This window comes from Marinobacter sp. V032 (assembly GCF_052645435.1).
The window spans coordinates 1,412,124-1,436,081 of the sequence record NZ_JBQXYE010000001.1; the positions used below are offsets into that span (position 1 = coordinate 1,412,124).

General features: G+C 57.0%; 21 protein-coding genes. 3 read left to right on the forward strand and 18 right to left on the reverse strand.

The genetic code is table 11. The features are described 5' to 3' along the window. Positions 1-6: 6 nt before the first annotated feature. The 5 genes from tatC to ACUN9X_RS06475 form a co-directional block, all read right to left on the reverse strand. The gene (gene tatC, locus ACUN9X_RS06455; RefSeq protein WP_260036495.1) at positions 7-804 is read right to left on the reverse strand and encodes a twin-arginine translocase subunit TatC; all 798 of its coding nucleotides are present in this window, start codon (positions 802-804) and stop codon (positions 7-9) included. Positions 805-811: 7 nt separating this feature from the next. Beyond that, on the reverse strand, positions 812-1,240 hold the full coding sequence (locus ACUN9X_RS06460) for a Sec-independent protein translocase subunit TatA/TatB (protein WP_445472540.1): 429 nt from the start codon (positions 1,238-1,240) through the stop codon (positions 812-814). Between the two features lie 27 nt (positions 1,241-1,267). After that, positions 1,268-1,489, reverse strand: coding sequence for a twin-arginine translocase TatA/TatE family subunit (tatA, locus tag ACUN9X_RS06465; RefSeq protein WP_445472541.1), 222 nt, complete (start codon positions 1,487-1,489; stop codon positions 1,268-1,270). Between the two features lie 144 nt (positions 1,490-1,633). After that, positions 1,634-2,260 carry an FMN-binding negative transcriptional regulator gene (locus tag ACUN9X_RS06470; protein ID WP_445472542.1) on the reverse strand — a complete coding sequence of 209 codons (627 nt, stop codon included), beginning with the start codon at positions 2,258-2,260 and terminating at the stop codon, positions 1,634-1,636. 3 nt (positions 2,261-2,263) lie between these two features. Further along, positions 2,264-2,929 (reverse strand): DsbA family oxidoreductase, encoded by a 666-nt coding sequence (locus ACUN9X_RS06475; protein ID WP_260036488.1) that lies wholly within the window; start codon positions 2,927-2,929, stop codon positions 2,264-2,266. Between the two features lie 217 nt (positions 2,930-3,146). Between ACUN9X_RS06475 and ACUN9X_RS06480 the strand changes: the two genes are divergently transcribed. Continuing rightward, positions 3,147-5,537 (forward strand): fatty acid cis/trans isomerase, encoded by a 2,391-nt coding sequence (locus tag ACUN9X_RS06480; RefSeq protein WP_445472543.1) that lies wholly within the window; start codon positions 3,147-3,149, stop codon positions 5,535-5,537. A 152-nt stretch (positions 5,538-5,689) separates the two neighbouring features. Here ACUN9X_RS06480 and ACUN9X_RS06485 read toward each other — a convergent pair whose 3' ends face one another. Beyond that, a complete protein-coding gene (locus ACUN9X_RS06485) occupies positions 5,690-6,010 on the reverse strand; it encodes a hypothetical protein (RefSeq protein ID WP_260036486.1) in 321 nt (106 codons plus the stop codon). Between the two features lie 332 nt (positions 6,011-6,342). On the opposite strand from ACUN9X_RS06485, the gene ACUN9X_RS06490 reads away from it, so the two are divergent. After that, complete coding sequence (locus ACUN9X_RS06490; RefSeq protein ID WP_445472544.1) at positions 6,343-7,668, forward strand: YihY/virulence factor BrkB family protein; 1,326 nt, start codon at positions 6,343-6,345, stop codon at positions 7,666-7,668. 18 nt (positions 7,669-7,686) lie between these two features. On the opposite strand, the gene ACUN9X_RS06495 is transcribed toward ACUN9X_RS06490, so the two are convergent. The 6 genes from ACUN9X_RS06495 to ACUN9X_RS06520 all read right to left on the reverse strand — a co-directional run bounded on the left by ACUN9X_RS06495 (position 7,687) and on the right by ACUN9X_RS06520 (position 16,980). Then, positions 7,687-8,592 (reverse strand): HDOD domain-containing protein, encoded by a 906-nt coding sequence (locus ACUN9X_RS06495; protein ID WP_445472545.1) that lies wholly within the window; start codon positions 8,590-8,592, stop codon positions 7,687-7,689. 249 nt (positions 8,593-8,841) lie between these two features. After that, positions 8,842-10,071, reverse strand: a complete 1,230-nt coding sequence (locus ACUN9X_RS06500; protein ID WP_260036483.1) for a DUF445 domain-containing protein — start codon at positions 10,069-10,071, stop codon at positions 8,842-8,844. 231 nt (positions 10,072-10,302) lie between these two features. Beyond that, positions 10,303-13,443, reverse strand: a complete 3,141-nt coding sequence (locus ACUN9X_RS06505; RefSeq protein WP_445472546.1) for an efflux RND transporter permease subunit — start codon at positions 13,441-13,443, stop codon at positions 10,303-10,305. After that, the gene (locus tag ACUN9X_RS06510; RefSeq protein ID WP_445472547.1) at positions 13,440-14,720 is read right to left on the reverse strand and encodes an efflux RND transporter periplasmic adaptor subunit; all 1,281 of its coding nucleotides are present in this window, start codon (positions 14,718-14,720) and stop codon (positions 13,440-13,442) included. Before ACUN9X_RS06510 ends, ACUN9X_RS06505 begins: the two co-directional genes overlap by 4 nt. Before the next feature lie 155 nt (positions 14,721-14,875). Beyond that, complete coding sequence (locus tag ACUN9X_RS06515) at positions 14,876-15,622, reverse strand: 16S rRNA (uracil(1498)-N(3))-methyltransferase (RefSeq protein ID WP_445472548.1); 747 nt, start codon at positions 15,620-15,622, stop codon at positions 14,876-14,878. An 8-nt stretch (positions 15,623-15,630) separates the two neighbouring features. Beyond that, positions 15,631-16,980: an adenosylmethionine--8-amino-7-oxononanoate transaminase gene (locus tag ACUN9X_RS06520; RefSeq protein ID WP_445472549.1), complete on the reverse strand. Its 1,350-nt coding sequence runs from the start codon at positions 16,978-16,980 to the stop codon at positions 15,631-15,633. A 162-nt stretch (positions 16,981-17,142) separates the two neighbouring features. On the opposite strand from ACUN9X_RS06520, the gene ACUN9X_RS06525 reads away from it, so the two are divergent. Then, positions 17,143-17,631, forward strand: a complete 489-nt coding sequence (locus ACUN9X_RS06525) for a DUF2505 domain-containing protein (protein ID WP_260036478.1) — start codon at positions 17,143-17,145, stop codon at positions 17,629-17,631. Between the two features lie 87 nt (positions 17,632-17,718). Here ACUN9X_RS06525 and ACUN9X_RS06530 read toward each other — a convergent pair whose 3' ends face one another. The 6 genes from ACUN9X_RS06530 to metK form a co-directional block, all read right to left on the reverse strand. After that, positions 17,719-18,465, reverse strand: a complete 747-nt coding sequence (locus tag ACUN9X_RS06530; RefSeq protein WP_445472550.1) for an amino acid ABC transporter ATP-binding protein — start codon at positions 18,463-18,465, stop codon at positions 17,719-17,721. A gap of 13 nt (positions 18,466-18,478) precedes the next feature. After that, positions 18,479-19,150: an amino acid ABC transporter permease gene (locus tag ACUN9X_RS06535; protein ID WP_260036476.1), complete on the reverse strand. Its 672-nt coding sequence runs from the start codon at positions 19,148-19,150 to the stop codon at positions 18,479-18,481. A gap of 127 nt (positions 19,151-19,277) precedes the next feature. Next, positions 19,278-20,036 (reverse strand): transporter substrate-binding domain-containing protein, encoded by a 759-nt coding sequence (locus ACUN9X_RS06540; protein WP_260036475.1) that lies wholly within the window; start codon positions 20,034-20,036, stop codon positions 19,278-19,280. A gap of 262 nt (positions 20,037-20,298) precedes the next feature. Continuing rightward, on the reverse strand, positions 20,299-21,168 hold the full coding sequence (gene metF, locus ACUN9X_RS06545) for a methylenetetrahydrofolate reductase [NAD(P)H] (protein ID WP_445472551.1): 870 nt from the start codon (positions 21,166-21,168) through the stop codon (positions 20,299-20,301). A gap of 111 nt (positions 21,169-21,279) precedes the next feature. Beyond that, complete coding sequence (gene ahcY, locus ACUN9X_RS06550) at positions 21,280-22,671, reverse strand: adenosylhomocysteinase (RefSeq protein WP_260036471.1); 1,392 nt, start codon at positions 22,669-22,671, stop codon at positions 21,280-21,282. Positions 22,672-22,755: 84 nt separating this feature from the next. Beyond that, positions 22,756-23,946: a methionine adenosyltransferase gene (gene metK, locus ACUN9X_RS06555; protein WP_260036469.1), complete on the reverse strand. Its 1,191-nt coding sequence runs from the start codon at positions 23,944-23,946 to the stop codon at positions 22,756-22,758. Positions 23,947-23,958 lie beyond the last annotated feature (12 nt).

The following is a 23,958-nucleotide window of genomic DNA, read 5'->3' on the forward strand; positions in this document are numbered from 1 at the left end:
GTGGCCTCAGGAGGCTGCTTCACTGATCCGTGCGCGTTCCTGCGCTTCGGCATCGGAGCCGGTCCAGCGAATCAGTAGTATGGATAGCTCATAAAGCAGGACGATCGGCAGCCCCAGTGCAATCTGGGACACCAGATCGGGAGGTGTGATCAGCGCAGCGACAAGAAAGGTCACCACGATGGCATGGCGCCGGTGCTTGCGCAGGGATTGCGCTGTGACCAAGCCGGCCTTTGCCATGACCAGCAGCAGCACCGGGAGCTCGAAGCTCAGGCCAAATGCCAGAATCATCTTGATCACCAGCCCCAGGTACTCGCTCACACGGGCCTCCAGCTCCACGCTGATATCGTTGCCCTGCGCAGCGGTTTCAAAGCTGATAAAGAAATTCCAGGCCAGGGGCATCACCACGTAAAATGCCAGCGCAGCGCCCATAACGAACAGCACTGGCGTCATGATAAAGAGTGGTGACAGGGCTGACCGTTCATTCCGGTACATGCCGGGCGCTATAAACTTCCAGACCTGTATCAGCGCCAGCGGCAGGGTGATGAACAGGGCGGTAAAGAACGACAGCTTGAGATAGGTCAAAAAGGCTTCATGGAGACCGGTGTAGATCATCCGGCGACCGCTATGAGGTCCGAATACCTCAATCAGCGGCTGCTGCAGAAATCGGTAGATGTCCTCAGCACACAGGTATGACAGCCCAAACATCACGGCGAAAAAGGCCATGCAGTAAAGTAATCGGGTGCGCAGTTCCAGCAGGTGGGTCAGCAGGGGGGCTTTGGACAGATCAAGGTCATCGTGACTCATCGCAGGGTTAGCCTTTGGCAGACGGTGGCTGAATGGGCCCGGATGCTGTGCTGGCGGGTTCTTCGACCGTTTCGGGGCTGGAGTCGGTGGTGTCTTTGAGCAGCTTCGCCTCGGCATCGGACCGAGCCTGGTCAAGTGCCGCCCGACGTTGTTGGTGCTGCTGCGCGGTCATCGACCCAGGCTGAAAGTCGGCCGGAAGATTGCGGATTTCTTCCGGCATCAGGTTGCGCCAGTCATCCTTGCCGTTCTTACCCGATGCAATATCCACTTCCCGTTCGAGCTGGTGCATGCTGCCAATAACATCGCTGTAGGTACGGCGTGCTTTGGCCATTAACCGCCCGCCGGCACGGAATAACTGCGGCATATCTTTAGGGCCGATCACGATAAGCGCCAGCGCACCGCAAAACAGTAGCTCTACCCAGCTCAGATCAAACATGGTGCCACCCGGTTGTCTGTGTTGGGGTCAGGACGATGAGCGTGTCTGTGCCGGCTGCTCTGGCACTGCGGACGGCGCCGATGCCTTGAGGCTGTCAGTGTCACCGTCTACGGGATCATCCCGCATACCGGTTTTGAAACTTTTGATACCTTGAGCCAGATCGCCCATAAGAGCCGGAATCTTGCCGCGCCCGAAAAGCAGCAAAAACAGAATAACCACCACCACGACTTGCCAGATACTCACACCCATGAGAATTACCCGCTGCCCGTTATTTTCAGGAGTTGATACCGGTGTCGATATCGCCAGCCCAGACGGTGGCAGATCAATGTTGCGCTGTGATGACCACGGGATTACGGGTTAAGGGGGAGGGAGGATGGCTGCTCTGAAACGAAATTACCGGGAAACCCAATTTGCCATCGCGTTTGCGTTGGCCTCCTGTTGATCATGTAGTCCCCGGATGACGCCTTGCCGGTTACCATCGGGCTGGTTCTGGCTGGCTTTCCATTTGCCGGTCAGTGTTGATATGGGGATTTCAATGCCGACAATCGCGCCCATCATTTTCTCGATGTAATCACCCGGCGCGTCGGCAACCTGCCATGGCGCTGACTGGGTGCGCTCGTGTTGGTCGGTCAGGTGGTTGAGGTGATGCAACAGCCACTCCGGGTCGTCCATGATCCGGGCCCGCCCACGGGCTTGTACTGCAATGTAGTTCCAGGTGGGGACGGCCTTGCCGGTTTCCTGCTTGGAGGGGTACCAGTTGGGCGAGATGTAGGCATCCGGGCCCTGAAAAAGCATCAGCGCTCCGGGATCATTTGCCAGTGCCTGCCACACCGGGTTGCGGCGTGCGACATGGCATTGCAGAACACCCCGCTCACCGCGGCTTCTGTCGAGAACAAACGGCATATGGTTGGCGACCGGGCCGTCCTCGTCCACAGTGACAAGCGTGCCGAACGACCGCTGCTGAATCAGATCTTGCAGGGTGCCGGTGTCCGCCTCGCGGAAGTGTTCGGGAATGTACATCAATCATTCTCCATCAATGACTTCCTGTGAGCCCGCAGCAATTTCCCTGAAGGCGTTTGCCAGCGTCTCCGGTTCCTGTGCGCCGGAAATCAGGTACTGTTGATTAATAACAAACGCAGGCACGGCGGATACGCCCGCTTGGCGGTATTGTTCCTCATCGGCGCGAACGGCGTCAGCATACTGGTCTGATTCCAGGATTTGCTTCGCTTTGTCGCCGTCCAGTCCAGCGGCTTCTGCTGCCACCCGAAGTATGGTCGGATCAGAGATGTTTTCCGCGTGGCCGAAGTAGGTGTCAAACAGTGCCAGTTTCAGCACGGTCTGTTTACCTTCGTCCTTGGCCCATTTGAGTAGCCGGTGAGCGTCGAAAGTGTTGCGGGAATAGCGCTCCTGCAGTTTACTGAAGTTCAGTCCAAGATCGGTTGCGATTTCGATCATCTGGGCCTGATTGGCTTCCATCTCGGCAGGGCTGCGGCCGTATTTGCGGCTCAGGTGTTCCAGTATAGGTTCACCTTCGGGGCCGGCATCGGGATTGAGTTCAAAGGCGTGCCATTCAATATCGAATGTCAGCTCATTGCTGAGTTCGGCCATCGCCTTTTCGAGGCGTTTGTAGCCGATGGCACACCAGGGGCAGGCGACGTCCGAGACAATGTCGATTTTTAGCGGCTGCATGAGACAACTCCGGTCATTGGTTTCCCCGAGCATAACGCGAAGACGCCGCGCGATACGAATGCGCAATTATCCGGACGCTGTTTTGATTACGCCCGGATGCGCCGGGAATGAATCGAAAGTATGGCGTCAGTCGTATGCCATTGAGGCTTAACCGCGCCAATGAACCCGTTATAATAAACCGCACTTGATGATGTCTGTGAACAGAAGGAACTATTGAATGGTATTCGATTCCGGTCGGGCGAGGGCAATATTCAGGGTGGGCCTGATCTTTCTGCTGGCGCTCTTCGCTTTTGCCTGCAGTCAGGTGCCGACGTATGAAAGACCGCATTCGCTGGTAGCGGCCAATCAGACCTACGATTTCCAGACTGACATCAAACCCATATTCGAAGCCAAGTGTATGGCCTGCCATGGCTGCTATGACGCGCCTTGCCAGCTGAAGCTCACCAGCTCGGAGGGGCTGTTGCGCGGCGCATCCCCCTTGCCGGTATATGCAGGCAGCCGACTGGAGGATATGGCACCCACCCGCTTGGGTATTGATGCGGTAACCACTTCGGACTGGCGAGACAAGGGCTTCTTCTCTGTTTTACACGGCGATAAGGAAGGTGCTCTGGACGCGCGGGAAACCTCGGTGCTGTTCCAGATGATTGCACTGGGCCGGGAAAATCCGCTGCCGCCAAACAGCCGGCTGCCGGAAGATCTGAGAACCGATATTGGCCGGCCCCAGAGCTGCCCGACGCTGGCGGATTTCGAGGACTATGCAGAGGACAATCCGCATGGCGGCATGCCATTCGCGACAACGGGCCTGACCGATGAAGAATACGCCCGTATCCAGACCTGGGTGGCCGAAGGCGCGTTGACCCAGCCCCAACCCTACGATCCCGGCGATGCGGAACTTGCGCAGGTGGAGCGTTGGGAAACCTTCTTCAATCAGTCGGGGGCGAGGGAAGCGCTGGTCGCCCGTTATCTGTACGAGCACCTGTTCACCGCTCACCTGTATTTCGACACGCTGGAAGGCAGCCGGTTCTATCAGATCGTGCGGTCGTGGACGGCGCCGGGCCAGCCGATTTTGCCGGTCGCGACCGTGCGCCCGAACGAGGACCCGGAAGGTCGCTTTTATTATCGGTTACAGCCGGTGAACAGCACCATTGTTGAGAAAACCCATATTACCTACGCGCTGAATGACGATCGTATGGCCCGATACCGCTCGTTGTTTCTGGATTCGGACTGGAGCATCGGCGAGCTGCCGGGGTACGGTTACAAGGACCGCTCCAATCCATTCGCCACGTTTGATGCGATTCCAGCCAAGGCGCGCTATCGGTTTATGCTTGATACGGCGCAGTATTTTGTTCGCACCTTTATCCGCGGCCCGGTCTGTCGTGGCCAGATCGCGACCGACGTCATTCGGGATCAGTTCTGGACCGTCTTCGAAGATCCGGATCACGACGCTTTCGTCAACGACAAGGCCTACCGGGAGCAGGTGACGCCCCTGCTGGGGCTGCCGGGTGTGAAGAGCGATATTATGGCGTTGGGCTCAGAGTGGTTTGACTACAAGGCCAAACGCAACGAATACCTGGCGGATCGCCAACTGCATTACAACGCGCGTGATCCGCAAGGCGCAGCGATGTCCGACATCTGGGATGGTGATGGCACCAACACCGATGCGCTGCTGACTATTTTCCGCCATCACGACAGCGCGTCAGTGCGCAACGGCTTACTGGGGCGTGTGCCGCGGACAATCTGGGTGATGGATTATCCATTGCTTGAGCGCACCTATTACGAGCTGGTGGTCAACTTCAACGTGTTTGGCAGTGTGTCGCATCAGGCGCAGACGCGACTTTACTTTGATCTCATCCGGAACGGTTCGGAGCACAACTTCCTGCGGTTTGTGCCGGCTGATCAGCGCCAGGCCCTGTATGACCACTGGTATCAGGATTCAGGCAAGATCAAGGATGCGATCACCTATACCGATCTGGACGTCGCCACGCCTGTCGATATCGACTATGGCCCTCAGCGCGGTAACACCGCGGTGATGGACAAGTTCAGCCAGCTGCTGCTGGATCGGGCGGCAGCGGTGGCCGGCCCACCCGATTTTCTGAACCGCTGCTTCGGTGGGCCCTGTGAACGACCGGACGCCTCGCCATTGCAGAAAGACGCGGATGCGATCCTTCGCGGGCTGGCGTTCGACAACGGTGCCACCATGCCGGCGATCAAATTTTTGCCGGAGGTCGTATTCTTGCGGGTTTCAAGCGAAGACGAGCGTTGGGTCTATACCCTGGTGCACAACCGGATCCATTCCAACGTTGCCTTTATGTTCGCTGAAGACAGCCGGTTATTGCTGGAGCAGGACACGGTTTCCGTAATAGACGGCACGTTGGGCAGCTATCCGAATTTCAGCTTTGACGTCCCGCTGAACGAGCTGGACGCATTTGTCTCGGCGTTCAAAGGCATCACCCGTGCTTCAGACATGAATGCGCTGGCCGAGCGTTGGGGCGTGCGTCGCACCAGCCCGGATTTTTGGGATGTGATGGCGGATTTCAGGGCGTTTGTTGAGCAGACCAACCCGGTAGAAGCGGGGATTTTTGACGTGAACCGGTATGAGAATCTGTAATACATGGCAATAGCCATTGCAGCAGGCGAAGCGCAACGAATGTTTGTGATCTGGATGCGTGTGGTTCGTGAATTGAATAACCCTTTTGGGTTATCGCCCCGGGTGCTTCATAGTAGGTGTTTGTATCATTAACGCCCGATGATCGCCCGTTTCTAATAGACTGTTTCTTCAATATAGCGACGCTGGAACTGCCCGGCTCGAAATTCGACCCTGGGTGTTTGCGTCACCGTGTTGATGTGGCCGTCGCCTGGCGTGCCTGGTGTGGTAAGTACTTGGGGCGTGCCGTCTGAGGCTTCCACGACTGGGGCCTGAAATGCCACATTGGCTTCCATCAATTCGTCGTCGTTCATTTCGGTAAAGCGGGACCGCATGTCATTGTGTGTGCTCATGGAAAGCGCGTCATCAGCCGAACAAAGTGGCGACAGCAAGCAGCACATCAACAGGTACATCATTCGATCTTTTATCGGTTTCAAACCAATACTCCGAAAACTTGTCTGGATGTTTGGTTCGAGGACAGATTTTGACCGTGACTGGATTGCCCACAAGCCGTGTCTGATCCTCAATTCAGACAGGTTATCGAGGTCAATTACAGGGAACAACGACACGCCTGCAGTTTTGTGCAATGCGTCCCGAAAAGCGATAGATCTGCGGAGCCCCACCAGTCACGAGTGATCCGGTATCCGACGTTTTTCGAATCTTTTGAGCGCCGCGCAATATATCCATGAAAAATAAGCCATACTGGAAAAACAGGGTGTTATAGCGGCATTATGGTCGCGGACATTTCGCGCATATCAAGTGAGGTCGTGTGGATCTGAGCCAAATCAAGGAACAGTTAGCAGCGCTCGAAAAATGGACGTTAGCGAACCCGAATCCACCGCAGCACAGACCGTGGACCTGGCTCTACAAAGCCGGGCGAACGGTGTTTGCAGTGGTGCGCGATATCGTTAACGGGCAGCTGACGCTTTACGCGATGAGCCTTGTTTACACCACGCTTCTCAGTATCGTGCCGCTGATTGCCTTGAGCTTTTCCGTGCTCAAGGCGATGGATGTTCACCAGAAAATGGAGCCGTTTCTCTATCAGTTTTTTCAGCCGATGGGGCCTCAAGGGCTGGAAATGGCTGACAAGATTCTCGGTTTTGTCGACAACATCAAAGTGGGTGTACTGGGGTCGGTCGGTCTGGCATTGCTGGTCTACACGGTCGTTTCCTTGGTCCAGAAAATCGAACGCTCTTTCAATATGATCTGGCGAGTTCCCCAGATGCGGTCTGTGGTGCAGCGCTTCAGCAACTACCTGAGCGTGATTATGGTCGGGCCATTGCTCATGGTGTCAGCCATCGGGATCAGCGCGACCATATTTTCCTCGACAGCAGTGCAAGGGCTGATGGCGATTGAACCGCTGGGTTCACTGGTTCTGTTTCTCAGCAAGTTTACGCCGTTCCTTCTGGTGGTTTTGGCGTTCACGTTCACCTACGTCTTTATGCCCAACACCCGGGTAAAGCTGAAGTACGCCCTTATTGGTGGCTTGATTGCAGGTGTGGCCTGGCAAGCGGGTGGCATGCTGTTCGCCTCATTCGTTGCCGGCTCTGCGCGCTATCAGGCGATTTATTCCAGCTTTGCGATTGGCATTATCATGCTGATCTGGATTTATCTGAACTGGCTGATATTGCTGGTCGGCGCCAGTATTGTGTTCTACCTGCAGAATCCGAATGCCGTGGCCAAGCGTTACCGGGTCAGATTTTCGCCTGAGCTGCAGGAACATGTGGCGATGGTGCTGATGTGGCTGGTGTGCAAGCCTTTCAGTGAGGGGCGCCCGGCACCGCAGCAGGAAAAACTCGAGTACCAGTTGGGCGTGCCAGGAGAGGTGACGCGTCGCGTCAGTGACAAACTGATCCGGGGCAAACTGCTGGTGCTGACGGGTGAAACCTGCGATGCCCTCATGCCCGCCAGGGCACTCGATAAAATCACTGTGGGTGATGTGATGTCCGTTGTCCGGGCCGATGAAGACCGGCTGATGCGGCGCCTGCCCAAAGTGCTACCCGAAAGTATGTTGATGCTGCATGGTGAAGAGGATGGCAGAACCTTTGCCGAGCTGATCCAGGCGGATGTCGGGCGACCGCCACCGGCGGTATAAGGCAGGACAAATCCGTTGCTAGAGGCTGCGGGCGCCTTCCCGCAGCATAAGCAACAGTGCACGTCGCACCTCGTCAAACTGACGTGTTTCCAGCGGAATTGCCTCTCGTAATACCTCTTCCGAAAGGTTGCGCTGGTGAGCATGGCGTAGCACTTCCCGGGTACCCATGATAATGCCGTCGTTCAATGGCGTATGTTCGCTGCGCGGAGAAGGTCTCTCCGCAGCGAGCAGGTGCGCGTGATAGCGCGGCGGCAGATTCCATTTGTCCGCAATAATCTGTGCGGTATGCCAGTCGAAGTGGCGCAGGGCTTTGCGAACGACCGAGGGTTCGATGGTCTCCTCAGGTAATTTGGACCGATAGATGCGCTGAACTTCGCGGCGCAGGGTGATATAGGCCAGCGAAGGCAGCAAGCCAACCAAAAAGAAGGCGTTGGCATCAGTGCCCTGGGCATTGGCAAGGAGCTCCGAGGCGCGGGCGCACGAGAGCCCCCAGCGCCAGACCCGTTGGGCAAAGAGGGCTTCCTGGCTTGTGCGCGCGGTCATCATCGGTCTCAGGGCTGCTGCGGAGGCAACGCTGCGGATGCCATCGATGCCCAGCAGAAAAATGGCGTGTTCAACGGATTCGATTTGCTGCTCGCCAGGCTTGAAAAACGGGCTGTTGGCGACGTGAAGCAACTGGTCAGTCAAGGATGGGTCACCAAGAATGATACCGGCCAGATGGGAGCGCGTGACGTCGCGATCAGATAGCGCACCCATCAGTGCGGGCAGCACAGCGGGCTGGCGAGGCAGCTCTTCCAGTGCCGTTTTTGTCAGCCGGCGTTCGAGTTCTGCCAGTACCAGCGCTTCGTTAGGAGATGTCTGGTTGACCTGGGCAGGGGATGCGTCCAGTAACCAGCAGAACAGGTGTCCTTCGAGGCTATGCAACGCGTCTAGGGTGCTCGCTGAAATCCCGGTTTCCGCTAGTCTGCCAGCATTCAGCAGACGAGACTGACTGGGAGCGGGGGATTTTTGTTGCGAATGCTTTGGCGACAACCAATTGAACAAGCGCCACATCCATACGGCCCTCAAAGAAAGGGTAAGTGAGTGGGAAGAGCGGCGCAGCCCTTCCTGCTCCTACGAGTATAGAACGACGACACAGAGAATGCGCAAATTGGTGCAAAATCTGATGCCTGTTCAGAACAATTGCTGTCCGAACACCAGTATCAGTTGCGCGACACCTGCTGCGAATCCCAGCAATGCGCCGACGGCGATCAGTTTGATTTCATCTTCCTGGAAGCAGGGGCGAAGCAAATCCTGAAACTCGTCGGAAGACAGCGCGACCATGCGTTCAACCATGATGCTCTCAACGGCCTCGGCCCGGTCTTTTTCAAATACCGGGTTATCGAAAGAGGTTGAGGAGATCTCCAGCGCTTTTTCTCCCACCTGGTTTTTCAGCGTGGCAAAACCGGTAGGTCCGAATGCCATCTGGGTAAGCGCCTTGCCCATGCCGGCGGTTTCGTCGACCAGAGGTTTCATGTGCTTTTTGACCATATTCTTGGCCCGGTCGCCGTTCGGGCCGTTCAGTACCGCATGAATGATATTGCCGACGGTCAGGATTTCATGGGTCACGATATGGCAGAAGGATTCGGCCACTTCCCGCTGGCGTTTCAGGAATAGCCCCTGGAGCGTAATAGGCCCGACCTTGTGTGGGTGTAACGGACGGAAAATGACGTTCAGTGCAATCCAGTTGGTTGCCCATCCGACCAGTAGTCCAAAAACCGGCAACACCCACCAGCCCTGATGGAAGTACCAGACGGTCATCTGGATCAGGCCAAAAAGAAAGCCGAAGTAGAAGCCGGAATTCACAATAAATTTGAACTCTTTCTGCCCGCATTCCAGAAATATCCGGTTCAGCAGACGCTTGTCGGCAGCCAGGCGGTCAATCACCATGCCCTTGATATCGAGCAGGCCTTCGATGTTTTCAGACAGGTCGGCGACCAGGTTATCCACCAGATGGGGGGTGGATTTACGTACCCGCTCGTACACCATGTTACGGGCCGACGCGGGCAGGTTCTCCCAGAATGTGGGGTACTCCCGCAGCATCAGCTCGTCGACGTATTCTTCGGTGCGGGGTTCGACATTGTGGATCACGTATTCGCCCAGCACTTTCGGGTCTATCTGCTGGAAGATTTCCTGCACTGTTCCGATTTTTGAAATCGTGGCATCAACACTGATCGCCGCCATTTTCCTCGCTTTGGAGGGGATGATGCCCTGCCAGCCCCAAATCGGCTTGATGCCAATGAAATTGAGCGGGTAGAAGGTCATCTTGATCGCCAGCCAGTTGGTAATCCAACCGATCAGGGCGGCAATAACAGGGATACTGAGGTATTGCCAGAATTCCGCTTGGTGCAACAGCTCGGTCATGTCGCTACTCGTCAGGTTCAATGTCGTTGTTGTCTTGTCACGATGATCAGCGTGTTACGGCAATCTCAGTGCCGCTGTAATCAGAGTGCCATCGTGATCTAAACCGGTTCTGGCGCTCAGCCCGCCGACACTGCCTGAAAGCAGGGCCGGCGGGGCCAGAGTGCTTTGCATCATCTGTGGCCACTGCAAGCTTGTCAATGACACCTGCGCGGTGGCCGCCGGTCATTCAAATCACTCGGGCTGGGGAGCACCACCGATACGCTGGAGGCGCGCGGTCGCGCTTTCGATCAGCGACAGTAACACCGGGACAACCAGCAGAATCAGGAAGGTACCGACCGCCAGACCAAAGGCGATGCTGACGGCCATGGGGATCAGGAACTGGGCTTGCAGGGACGTCTCGAACAGCAGGGGCAGGAGGCCACTGATCGTTGTCAGCGAGGTCAGCAGTACCGCTCTCAGGCGTTGGCAGGATGCTTCAATCAACGCTTCGCTGATCGGCATACCGCCTTCTCTGAGCTCTTTGTAGAACGTCACCAGAATGATCGAGTCGTTAATCACGATGCCTGAAAGCCCGAACATGCCGAATAGCGACAGAATGGTCAGATCAATTCCCAGCAGGAAATGCCCCAGTATTGCCCCGCAAAGTCCGAAAGGAATGGCGATCATCACCGCCACCGGCCAGGTATAGGAGCCGAACACCCACGCCAGGATAATGTAGATCAGCGCCAGTCCGAGCAGCGAGCCTGCCTTCATGTCGCTGCTGGTCTGCCGCTGGTCTTCAGCTGTGCCCTTGAAATGGGTGATGATACCGTACTGACTTTGCAGGTTGGGGATAATGGTTTGCTCGATATCGGTAAGCACCTGGTTGGCGTTGGTGACGTCGGTATCGACATCGGCTGTGACATGTACCCCGAGCTGGCCGTCACTGTGGCGTAGCAGGGCCAGTCCGCGACGTGATTCAAGATTGATGACGTTGGCCAGCGGCGTCGTGGAGCCCGCCGGCGTGGCAATCGGAAGCGTGTTGAGTGTCTGCTGAAGTTCACGCTCGGCCTTGGGCAACATTATACGGACTTCTACTTCGTCGTGGGCGTCGTAGAACACTTGCAGCAACTGGCCGTCCAGCGCCGCACGCATCTGCCGCCCGACGTCATCAATGGTCAGCCCCAGCGACTGAGCCAGCGGTGTCAGCGAGAAAATATACTGCTGCTTGCCCCAGGGCAGATCATCCAGAATGTCCGTCACACCTTGGTATTTACCAAGGCTGAGTTTGAGAGACTCTGCCGCCTTCTTGAGCGTATCCGCATCGGCGCCGGACAGAAACACATCAATTGGCTTGCCCGGCGGTCCACCCTGTGGACTGGTAAGTGACAGCTGCTCAATCCCTGCAAGATCCGGCAAGGCCTTGCGCCAGGCTTTGATGAAATCCGGTGTGCGCACAGAGCGGGCGTCCGGCGGCGTCAGCTCCAGCGACACCATGGCGTATTGCTCGCCCTGTTCCAGACGTTCGCCGCCGTCAAACGAGGCCTGGTTCAGTCGCAGGACCGCCGCGCGCACCAGATCGTCTTCATCTTTCAGTTCGTCATTGATACGCCACAGGGCGGCCTCCATTCGCCTGCCGTATGCCTTGACGTCGGCGGGTGGTGTGCCGGAGGCGAACTTGACGCTGGCCACGACCTGAGTGGATTCAGGGGTCGGGAAAAAGGTGAAGCGGACATGTTCGGTTGCAACCACCGCGACGCTTATCACCAGCGCGCAGGCGGTGGCCACCAGAACGGTCGCCCGATTGTTCAGGCTCCATACGGCGACCGGCCGGAAGCGGTTGTCACGAAAACTGTTAAAGCCATTGTTGAGGCGTTGGCGCAATTTGCCGTCGGGTCGATGGTGGTTGCTGCGAAAGGACGAGCGCAGGTGCCCGGGCAGAATCAGGAAGCTTTCGATCAGAGACGCGATAATGACGCAGATGATGACAAACGGAATATCCCGCAACACCTGCCCCATAATGCCGCTGACCAGCATCAGCGGCAGGAAGGCGGCGATGGTCGTGAGCGACGAGCTCATGACCGGAACGAACATGCGTCGGGCGCCCCCTTCGGCCGCTTCGAGCGATCGCTCGCCTCTTTGATAATGGGTCATGGCGTCTTCCGCCACGACGATGGCATCGTCCACGATAATGCCCAGTGCCATGATGAGGGCGAACAGGCTGATCATGTTGATGCTGCCGCCGTTGAACCACAGAATGGCCATGGTGCCCATCAGCGAAATGGGGATACCGGCGGCGACCCAGAACGCGATGCGGCCGTTGAGGAATATAAACAGGATCCCGACCACCAGAATCAGGCCGCCGATACCGTTTTTAAGCAGCAGGTTTATCCGGTCGACGATCAGTTCGTACTGCTCATCAAAGGTGATCAGCTGAATGCCTTCGGGTAGCGTCGCGCGAGTGTCATCCAGCCACTCCAGCATCACATCGGCTGAATCCAGCGAATCGGACGTCTCGGCCCGCTGCAACTCCATCAGCACGGCAGGCTGACCTTGATAGAACACCTCGACCGAGTCTTCTTTCGGGCGCATTTCGATATCGGCTATATCACCCAGCGCCAGGCGCCGCCCATCAGCGGTGGCGATAATCGGCATGTTGGCAAAGTCGGCTGCTGTCCGGCCTTTTTCGAGGCTGCGAATCTCGCGGACGGATTCCTTGTCCCCGACAGAGCCAGCGGGGATGTCCTGGCTCTGGCCGACGACCCGCTGGCCGAGCTGAGGCAATGACATCTGCAGGGCAGAAATCGATTCGGAATCCACCTCAATCGCAATTTCCCGATCGGGAAGGCCCGTCATTTCAACTTTCGCGATGCCACGGTCGAGCAGTTGGGTCTCGAAGGCATAAGCCATCGGGCGCAGCGCCTCAAGCCTTGCCGGTCCGGTCAGGATGACCGTCGCGATGGTTTCGTTGCGGACGAACTTGCTGATTTCCGGTCGTTCCGAGTCGGAGGGCAGGTTTCGGACCAGCCCCACCTGTTCATTGACCTGATCAAGGGCAATGCCCATCGGTGTGTTTTCTTCGTATTCGATGACAATTCGGCTGTAGCCCCGGGCCGAGGTTGAACGCATTTCCTTGACGTTGTCGAGGTTGCGTAATTCCTGCTCCAGCGGGGTTGTGATCGAGCGCGCCACATCTTCGGCACTGGCGCCCGGCCAGACCACGCTGACGGTTATGAAGTCTGTGGCAAAGGTGGGGAAGAACTGTCGATTAAGACCGCCCAGCGCATAGATGCCTGCCAGTATCATAATCAGCATCAGCAGATTGGCGGCGACCTTGTGGCGTGCAAACCGGCCCAGAATATCTTCGCGATGCTGGCTGGCATTGTCAGTCATTGCGCCTGCTCCGTGCTGTCGGCACTGCCCATTGGCTCTACTTTCAGTCCCGATATCGCATTGGGGAGCTGGGTGGTCAGGATTGGATCACCCGTCTTGAGTGCATCAGACCGGACCAGTAACTGCTGCCGACCCTTTTCAAATCGGTCGCCTGCAAGCTGCACTTCGACCGATTCCAGGCGACCGTCGGTAACCCGGTAGAGCGTATGCTCGTCATAGAGTGCGGAGACCGGCACGGCAAATAGACCGGGTTGGCTGGGCAGGTTGAGTGTCAGGTCCAGCGTGCGGTTGAGCGCTGCTGCAGGGGCTTCGCCCTCAAACCTGAATAGCCCGTCAATCCCTCCGGCGCCTGCATTTACCTGACCGGACAGGCGGTTGAGTGTCAGGTTCAGGGTGGTCTGGCCCAGTTTCGCCTGTGCGGTAACCGGCTCGCTTTTATTGAGCGATTGCGCAACAAAGCCCGCTTGTTGCATCGGAATCTGGGCGCGGACTTCAAGGTCGCGAGTGGAGTAAAGCGTCGCCAGGACTTCACCGGGGCGGACACGCTCGCCGGGGCTCACCTGAATGGATACGATCACTCCGGCGAAGGGCGCCCGAATTTCGGTTCGCTCGAGATCCAGCCGTGATTGCTCCAGTAATGCTTCCGCTCGAGCCAGTTTGGCCTGCAGCGATTGGCGTCGGCTGTCATGATTGGCGACCGCCAATTCACGGTTCACCATGGATATTTCTGCGGCCTGCAGCGACTGGCTCGCCTGATCGGTGCGTGACTGGCTGCTGAGCTTGGAGGCTTGCAGCTTGTTTTCGCGATCGAGCCCACTTTGAGCGATGGCGACCAGTTCCTTCTCCCGTGCCAGCAGGCGCTTGTCTGAGGCGAACTGGTTCTGTTCCTGCTTGAGTTGGCTTTCCAGTTCCGCGACGTCTGCCTCGCGCTGGGCCACCAGCAGTTTGACCTCGGTATCATCCAGCTCAATCAGCACGTCGTCACGCTCGACTGTCTGCCCTTCAAGGCGAGGCAGTGCTTCTACATTTGCGGTCACACTCGCACTAAGAGTGGATTGGTAAGGGGTTTCGATGCGACCTAACAGGCGCAATTGGGGAGATCTGGACTGGGCATCAAGCGTGACGGTCTGCACAGGCCAGGCTTTTTCTTTTGCCGTGGATTCCGGTGGTACCGGCTTGAGCAGTGCCATCACAAAAATCAGCGCCACTGCGATGGCGATCAGAATAAGCGGTAGAAGGCGCCGTTTGGTGATCCGGAAACGTTTGGATTCTTGCACGAACAGATCTCTCGTCAGCTTGTTATTGTGGTTGCCTGTTGATGTCAGGTGGGCGATGTCCGCCTGCTAACCTTTTGACTCATCAAATTGTATTCTTCAAGCGGTTGTCTTTTTTATGACGTATGAGCGCCCGCTTTGTTTGGGTTCCGGGCGGGTTAGGCGTTGCCGCTGTTCTGTCCGTCTCCCCATAACCAGTGGCACACGGACAGCGCCGCAACCGGTGCTGTTTCAGTGCGCAGGACCCGGGGGCCTAACGCTGCCGCAACAAACCCCGCCGCTTCAGCGGCCTGTATTTCGTCGTCCGCCAGTCCGCCTTCCGGCCCTACCAGCAGCGCCAGGCGCGCAGGTTTTGCCAGCTCGGCGAGTGATTGCCGGGTGCGATGATGCAGTACCAGGCGCAGGTCATCATCCGCTGTGGCTGCAAACCAGTCCGCCAGGGTCGAGACCGGCAGTATCTCCGGTACCCGGGCTCTTCCGCACTGCTCGGCTGCACTGATCGCCACTTGCTGCCAGTGACGCAGGCGTTTGTCTTCGCGATCACCTTTAAGTTTCACTTCGCAGCGTTCGCTGACCAGTGGTGTGATCCGGTCCACGCCCATTTCGACACTTTTCTGGATCGCGTAATCCATCCTGTCGCCACGGGAAAGCACCTGCCCGAGATGCACTTTTAGCGGCGACTCGGTGTGATTGGGCACCGGCTCTGCGAGTAATACAAGCACTTCCCGCTTGCTGACGCCGGTGATCGTTGCCGGGTAGTCGAGGCCATCACTGTTGAACAGTTCCAATGCCTGGCCGGTTTGCATGCGCAGCACCCGGCCGACATGGTTGGCAGCATGCTCATCCAGAGCAGTTTCCTGGCCTGCGGTCAGTGCGACAGGGGTGTAGATACGAGGTACGCGCATGCTTTGGCTCAGTCCCGTACAGCGATGTCGATGCCTTCTGTTGCCACCTGAGCGAGGTGCCGGATTTGCTCCTCGTTAATGACGTAAGGCGGCATGAAGTAAACCACATTTCCCAGAGGGCGCAGCAGCGCTTCCCGGGTCAGTGAGTGACGATAGACCTTTATACCGCGTCGCTCCTGCCAGGGGAACGGGGTTTTTGTGGCTTTATCTTTCACCATCTCGATTGCCAGGGTCATGCCATGCTGGCGGATATCGCCCACATTCGGATGGTCGATAAGATGCGCCACTGACTCGCCCATGCAGGTTGCCAGCTTGCGGTTGTTCTCGATCACATTGTCGTCGCGGAAAATATCGAGAGTGGCCAGTGCGACGGCGCAGCCAATCGGGTTGCCGGTGTAGCTGTGGGAGTGCAGGAAGGCGCGCATGGTCTCGTAATCGTCATAAAACGCGTCATACACCGTGTCGGTAGTCAGTACTGCCGATAGCGGCAGGTAACCGGCCGTCAGTCCTTTGGACAGGCAGATGAAATCAGGGGTGGTGCCGGACTGCTCGCAGGCGAACATCGTGCCGGTACGGCCAAAACCGACGGCAATTTCATCGGCAATCAGGTGAACGCCGTATTTGTCGCAGGCCTCGCGCAGTTTCTTGTGGTAAATGGCGTGGTGCATGCGCATGCCGCCGGCACACTGAATCAGCGGTTCCACCACGACTGCGCAGATTTCGTCGTGCTGTTCTGCGAGGATCTTGTCCATCGCTTCAAACTGACGCAGGGCGTAATCTTCCCAGCTTTCGCCAGCTTCGCGGTTGTAGGCATCGGGTGATGGTGCGGTGATGACTTCCATCAGCAGTGGCTGATAGGTCTCCTTGTAAAGGCTGACATCGCCGAGTGCGAGAGCGCCGAGGGTCTCACCGTGGTAGCTGTTGCCCAGGTTAACGAAGTTCTTTTTGTTGGGTTTGCCCAGATTTTTCCAGTAGTGATAGCTCATCTTCAGGGCGGCTTCGATCGCGGACGAGCCGTTATCAGCGTAGAAGCACTTGTTCAGACCGGGCGGCGTCACTTCAATCAGGCGCTCGGAAAGATTGACCACCGGCTCGTGACTGAAACCGGCCAGAATGACGTGCTCAAGCTGCTCGATCTGATCCCGGATCGCGCCGTTGATCCGCGGATTCGCATGACCGAACAGGTTCACCCACCAGGAGCTCACGGCATCGATAAAGCGGTTGTTCTCGAAATCTTCCAGCCAGACCCCTTTGCCTCGCTTGATCGGTATCAGTGGCAGGCTTTCGTGGTCTTTCATCTGGGTGCAGGGGTGCCAGACTGATTTCAGATCCCGTTTTACGATGTCCGCATTGCGCATTTTGCTCTCCCTTCCGGTCTTGGCTTCAGAGGTTCCCTAAAACAGATCGCCATCATACTGGTCAGGGGGGCTGCTGTGCCAGTCGCCGACGGCTGACCGGCCAATGTGTGGCATCGACGCTCTGATGGATGATCACCGGTAAAATAAAACTGGAGGCGCAGCATGAAATTTGACGTGGTGCACCCGTACGCTGCCGGATTGGATGACGTACTGGGGGTGTTCTTTGACGAGGATACAATTCACAAAAAGAACCAGCGGATGGGCAACCGGAATGTGAAGGTCGCCGAACTGAAACGCGATGATGCCGCCGGCAAGTTGGTTGTGGAACGGGAAATGACGACTTCGGTCAAAGTGCCCGCGACGCTGGCGAGTTTCCACCGTGAGTGGAATTCGATCCGTCAGGAAGAGCACTGGTTCCGCAAGGACGACAACGAGTGGCACTGTGAATTCCGCGTTCGGATTGAAGGTGTGCCGGCCAAAATCCACGGTAATATGCGCCTGCACGGTTCTCAGAGCAGTTGCACCAACCACGTTTCGCTGGACGTGCGTTGCGATATTCCGTTATTGGGGAAAAAGGTGGCGCAGTTTCTGGTGGATGACACGCGCTATAAGCTGGAGCAGGAATACGACGCGATTCGGGGGCTGCTCTAACCGCTCAGGGTTTGAGTGGGCCTCAAAACAGAAAGGGAGCCGCTGGGGCTCCCTTTCTGTTTTACGCTATAGCTGAACGTCCATGCTTCAGTGCTTGAGCACCCGCGACAGGAACGACTGGGTCCGTTCGTTCTGCGGATTATCGAATACAGCCTCCGGTTTGCCTTCCTCGACAATCTGGCCGCTGTCGATGTAGATGACGCGGTCGGCCACTTCCCGGGCGAAGCCCATTTCGTGGGTGACCACCATCATGGTCATCCCTTCCTTGGCCAATTCCCGCATGACATCAAGCACTTCGCCGATCATTTCAGGATCAAGGGCCGAAGTGGGTTCGTCGAACAGCATCAGGCGCGGTTCCATTGCCAGCGCCCGGGCGATCGCCACCCGTTGCTGCTGACCGCCGGATAGCTGGGACGGATACTTGTCGGCCTGATTGGCGATGCCTACACGATCAAGCAGCTTCATGGCGACCTTGTCGGCCTCTGCCTTGTCGGTGCTTTTGACCTTGCGGGGCGCCAGCATGATGTTGTCCTTCACCGACAAGTGAGGGAACAGGTTGAATTGCTGGAAAACCATGCCGACTTCCTTGCGGATTTCGGACAGGTTTTTCTGGTTGCCACCCTTGGGCTCCAGCGGATGCTGATCAACCTGCAACTCGCCGGACTCGAATTCTTCCAGGCCGTTAACGCAACGGATCAGGGTCGACTTGCCCGAGCCACTGGCACCGATAATCACCACCACTTCACCGTGTGCGACGGAGAGGTCAATGTCCTTGAGAACATGGTGCTGACCGAAGTACTTGTTCAGGCGCTGCATGCGCACGATCTTTTCCATGGTTCAGTCTCCGTCAGGTTGAGGCCAGTCCGCGTCGTTCTACGAAACGCAGAAGCAGCGACAGCGTGAGGGTAATCGCCAGATAGAGCAGGGCGACCATGAAATACACCTCGAAGGCAGTAAAGGTGGTGGCAATGTAGATTTGCCCCTGACGCACCAGTTCGCCGACACCGATAACGGAAAACAGCGAGGTGTCCTTGATGCTGACGATGGCCTGATTGCCCAGCGGCGGGATCATCCGGCGGAAGGCTTGCGGCCAGACTACTGACCAGAAGGTTTGCGACCGTGACAGGCCTAGCGATACGCCGGCTTCGGTCTGGCCTTTATCGATGGACTGAACGCCACCCCGGACGACTTCAGAAATATAGGCACCAGAGTTCAGTGCAATCGCTGCAATACCGGCTGTCAGCGCGTTGATCGGGCCGCCTACCAGGTCTGGCAGGCCGTAAAAGATAAACAGCACCTGCACCAGAATCGGCGTGCCGCGGAAAATCTCGATATAAGCCGTTGCGGGCCAGCGCAGCCAGCGACTTTTATTAATGCTCAGCAGCCCCATAAAAATACCGATGACAAACCCGATCAGCAGGCCGCCGAACGAGATCATCAGGGTATAGGGAATACCTTTTACAAGATGAGGTAGCGCGCCAACGGCAGCGCTCCAGTCAAACGTGAATCCGGATTCCACGATGTTTAGTCTCCAGGTTAGATAACCTCTGATTAAGTCTTTTGGTGATTCGGCAAGATCTAATCAGAGGTTCCTTTGCAATAAAAAAGCGCAGGACACCCGGAAGATGTCCTGCGCTTTACAGGGCTTACTTGGCCTCTGGCATTTTGCCAAACCACTTCTCGTAGATTTCCTTGTAGGTGCCGTCGTCCTTCATTTCAGCAATGGCTTCGTTAACGTCCTCAACCCACTTGCTGCCGCTCTTCAGGGCGATGCCGTATTGCTGGCCTTCATAAAGTTCGCCAACGGTGGTGACGCGACCCTTGCCTTTGGTGCTGGCGAAGTAGCCCACGTTCGGCGCATCGTAGAACACGGCGTCAACACTGCCGGACATCAGCGCCATGTACATGTCGGCGCTGCCGGGATAAGGCGTTACGCCGTCATTGTCCTTGATGTTTTTGGTCAGGTAATCGTAGCTGGTGCTGCCGATTTTGGTGCCGACTTTTTTGCCTTCCAGATCACTGATGGCCTTGATGGAGTCATCGCCTTCCTTGACCAGCAGGCGCAGGCCCGAGTCATAGTACGGATCGGAGAAGTCGACGATTTTTTCACGCTCATCGGTGATGGTGATCCCGGCGAGTGCGATATCGACGTTGCCGGTTTGAAGCGCGGGGATAATACCGTTGAAGTCCATGGTGTTGAGCTTGTAATCAAAGCCCGCGCGTTTGGCCACTTCGGCCAGAATATCCATGTCGAACCCGACCATTTTGCCGGATTCCTGATCCATCATTTCAAATGGAACAAAGCTGGGGTCGGTTACTGCGCGCAGGGTCTCTGCACTAGCCGTTGTGGCGCCAAGGGTAAGGGCCAAAGTTGCACTCACGGTGGTTAACCATTTGGTGCTCATATTTCCTCCTGGGTTTTTCTTTTGGACGCCCGGTTCAGTGGGTTTTGTGTGTCACTACAACCAGATCAGTTTAGACCATGAGGGGAGACAGGGGGGGAAGTCAATTTTGGCGACATCGACAGAAGTCTAATTGACCTTATGGCAGGCGGCGGCCGCGGCCGAAGGCCAAGAGGGGGCTGGCGAGCCGGGGAATGTTGACGCAGGTCAAGGGAGCCTCTGCCCGGTCAGCCGTCAACGGACCCGAACAGAGGTTCCCCGAGGTTCAGAATGCAATCTTGTTGCGCTGGCCCAGGCCCAGGTTGTTCCAGATGTTCACGCTGGTTGTGGACTGGTTAAGGGTGTAGAAGTGCAGGCCCGGTGCGCCGGCATCGAGCAGCTTCTGACACATCTCGGTGATCATGTCTTCGCCGAACTTGCGGATGCTCTCGCTGTCGTCACCGTAGGCTTCGAGCTGTTTGCGGATCCAGCGGGGGATTTCGGCGCCGCACATGTCAGAGAAACGGACCAGACTCGAGAAGTTCACTATGGGCATGATGCCCGGCACAACCGGAATCGTGACGCCCATTTTTTCCAGCCGGTCAATAAAATAGAAGTAGCTATCCGGGTTGAAGAAGTACTGGGTAATGGCACTGTTGGCACCGGCTTCGACCTTGCGGGCAAAGTTTTTCAGATCGTCTTCAGCATTGCGTGCCTGGGGATGGAACTCCGGGTAGGCCGCCACTTCAATGTTGAACGTGTCGCCGCTGTGCTCGCGAATAAAACTGACCAGTTCGTTGGCATAGCGCAGTTCACCCGAAGCGCCCATGCCTGACGGCAGATCGCCGCGCAATGCGACGATGCGCTGGATGCCGTTCTCTTTGTAGAGATCAAGCAACTCGGCAATGCTGTCGCGGGTCGCGCCCACGCAGGACAGGTGAGGGGCTGTCGAAATGCCCTGGCGGTGCAGATCCAGCACGGTGTCGATAGTGCGGTCGCGGGTTGATCCGCCGGCACCGAAGGTAACCGAAAAGAAATCCGGGTCGACGGTGGCGAGCTGATCCCGCACGGTCTGGAGTTTCTCTTTGCCCTGATCGGTCTTGGGCGGGAAGAACTCGAAACTGAAACGGCGTTTGAACTGTTTCTGGGAATCCATGTTTATGCTCTGATACTGACGGGCGGACAACCCGCTGCGGGGTGCCGCCCGTACTTCGTAATACCGTCGCAAATGTCGGCATTACGCATGTTGTTGCCTTGCCGGTCTGCCTTAGTACTTGTAGCTGTCCGGCTTATAGGGGCCTTCCACCGCAACGCCAATGTACTTGGCCTGATCCGGTGTCAGGTTGGTGATGGTGCCGCCGAAGCCTTCCACCATTGCACGGGCCACTTCTTCGTCCAGCTGCTTGGGCAGAACTTGAACGTAGACACCTTTGGCGCGGGCGTCTTCAGGCAGGTCAGCAAAGCGACGCTCGAACAGGTGCATCTGTGCCAGTACCTGGTTGGCGAATGAGCCGTCCATGATGCGTGACGGATGGCCGGTGGCGTTACCCAGGTTAACCAGGCGACCTTCGGACAGCAGGATCAGATAGTCACCGGCAGCCTTGTCGCGGTGGACCAGGTGAACCTGTGGCTTGATCTCTTCCCATTCCCAGTGCTTGCGCATGTAGGCGGTATCGATTTCGTTATCGAAGTGACCGATGTTGCAGACCACGGCGCCTGCCTTGATGCTTTTCAGCATGTTGGCGTCACAGACATTCACGTTACCGGTGGTGGTTACCAGCAGATCGGTGTTCTGCATCAGATCGCGGTTGATGCCCGCTTCAGTACCGGTGTTGACGCCATTGATGAACGGAGACACCACTTCAAAGCCGTCCATGCAGGCCTGCATCGCACAGATCGGGTCGGCTTCAGTGACCTTGACGATCATGCCTTCCTGACGCAGTGATGCTGCAGAACCCTTGCCCACGTCACCGTAGCCGATAACCAGTGCTTTCTTGCCCGCCATCAGGTGGTCGGTGCCACGCTTGATGGCATCGTTCAGGCTGTGACGACAACCGTACTTGTTGTCGTTCTTCGACTTGGTGATGGCATCGTTAACGTTGATTGCCGGCACTTTGAGGGTGCCGTCGCGCAGCATTTCCTGCAGGCGGTGTACACCGGTGGTGGTTTCTTCGGTGACACCGTGGCAGTTGGCCAGAATTTCAGGGTATTTCTCGTGCAGCAGGGCCGTCAGGTCACCGCCGTCGTCCAGAATCAGGTTGGGTTCCCAGCCTTCAACATCGGCGCCGATTGTGCGTTCGAGGCACCAGTCATATTCTTCGTCGGTTTCGCCTTTCCAGGCAAAAACCGGGATGTTCTGCGCTGCGATTGCGGCGGCGGCATGATCCTGGGTCGAGAAGATGTTACATGAAGACCAGCGCACTTCAGCGCCCAGCTCGACCAGTGTTTCGATCAGCACGGCGGTCTGGATCGTCATGTGGATGCAGCCCATGATCTTTGCACCTTTCAGCGGCTGCTCACCCTTGTACTTGTTGCGCAGGGCCATCAGGGCCGGCATTTCGCTCTCTGCGATCATGACTTCCTTGCGGCCCCAGTCGGCCAGGGAAATGTCGGCGACTTTAAAGTCGTTGGTGTTCAGTTGCTCGGCTGGTGTGCTCATTGTCTGTGCTCCAGATATCAGGGTGTGGCGCGGCCATGACGTAAACGAGGGCGCGCGCCTTGGAAATAAGTGTCAGTTCGGGCTTCAGATGCCTGCGGCGTCTTTCAAAGCGCCGGCGCGATCGGTCTTTTCCCATGGGAAGGCGGTGAAAGTCTTGCCAGCGACTGTCATCTCGTAAGGCTCACGGCCGAAGTGACCATAGGCTGCCGTGGCGCGATACATCGGATGCAGCAGATCCAGCATGCGAGTGATCGCATATGGGCGCAGGTCAAAGTGTTCGCGTACCAGGTTGATGATCTTGTCGTCGGCAATCTTGCCGGTGCCGAAGGTGTTGATCGAAATAGACGTCGGTTGAGCGACACCAATCGCATAGGACACCTGGATTTCACAACGGTCCGCCAGACCTGCCGCAACGATGTTCTTCGCAACGTAACGGCCGGCGTAAGCTGCAGAACGGTCGACCTTTGACGGGTCTTTGCCGGAGAAGGCGCCGCCGCCGTGGCGTGCCATGCCGCCGTAGGTATCGACGATGATTTTGCGGCCGGTCAGGCCGCAATCGCCCACAGGCCCGCCGATCACGAACTTGCCAGTCGGGTTGATATGGAACTGGGTCTTGTCATCCAGCAGTTCGGCAGGAATGACGTGCTTGACGATCAGCTCCATCACCGCTTCTTTCAGATCAGCCTGGGTGACGCTCGGGTCATGCTGGGTGGACAGTACGATCGCATCGATACCGGTTACGCGCCCGTTTTCGTAGCGGCAGGTGACCTGGCTCTTTGCATCCGGACGCAGCCATGGCAGCAGACCGTTCTTGCGGGCCTCTGCCTGACGCTCGACCAGACGATGGGCGTAGCAGATGGGTGCCGGCATCAGTACTTCGGTTTCGTTGCTGGCGTAGCCGAACATCAGGCCCTGGTCGCCTGCGCCCTGATCTTCCGGTTTCTGGCGATCCACGCCCTGGGCGATATCAACCGACTGTTTGCCGATAATGTTGATGACGCCACAGGTGTCGGCATCGAAGCCAACGTCGGACGAGGTGTAGCCGATATCCTTGATCACCGAACGCACCAGATCTTCCAGATCGACCCAGGCAGAGGTGGTGATTTCGCCGCCGACGATTGCGACGCCGGTCTTGACCATGGTTTCGCAGGCCACGCGGGCATTGGGGTCAGTGGTCAGGATTGTATCCAGAACGGCGTCGGAAATCTGATCCGCCAGTTTGTCCGGATGGCCTTCAGAGACGGACTCAGATGTAAAAATGCTGTAGTCAGACATGGTTTTGGTTTC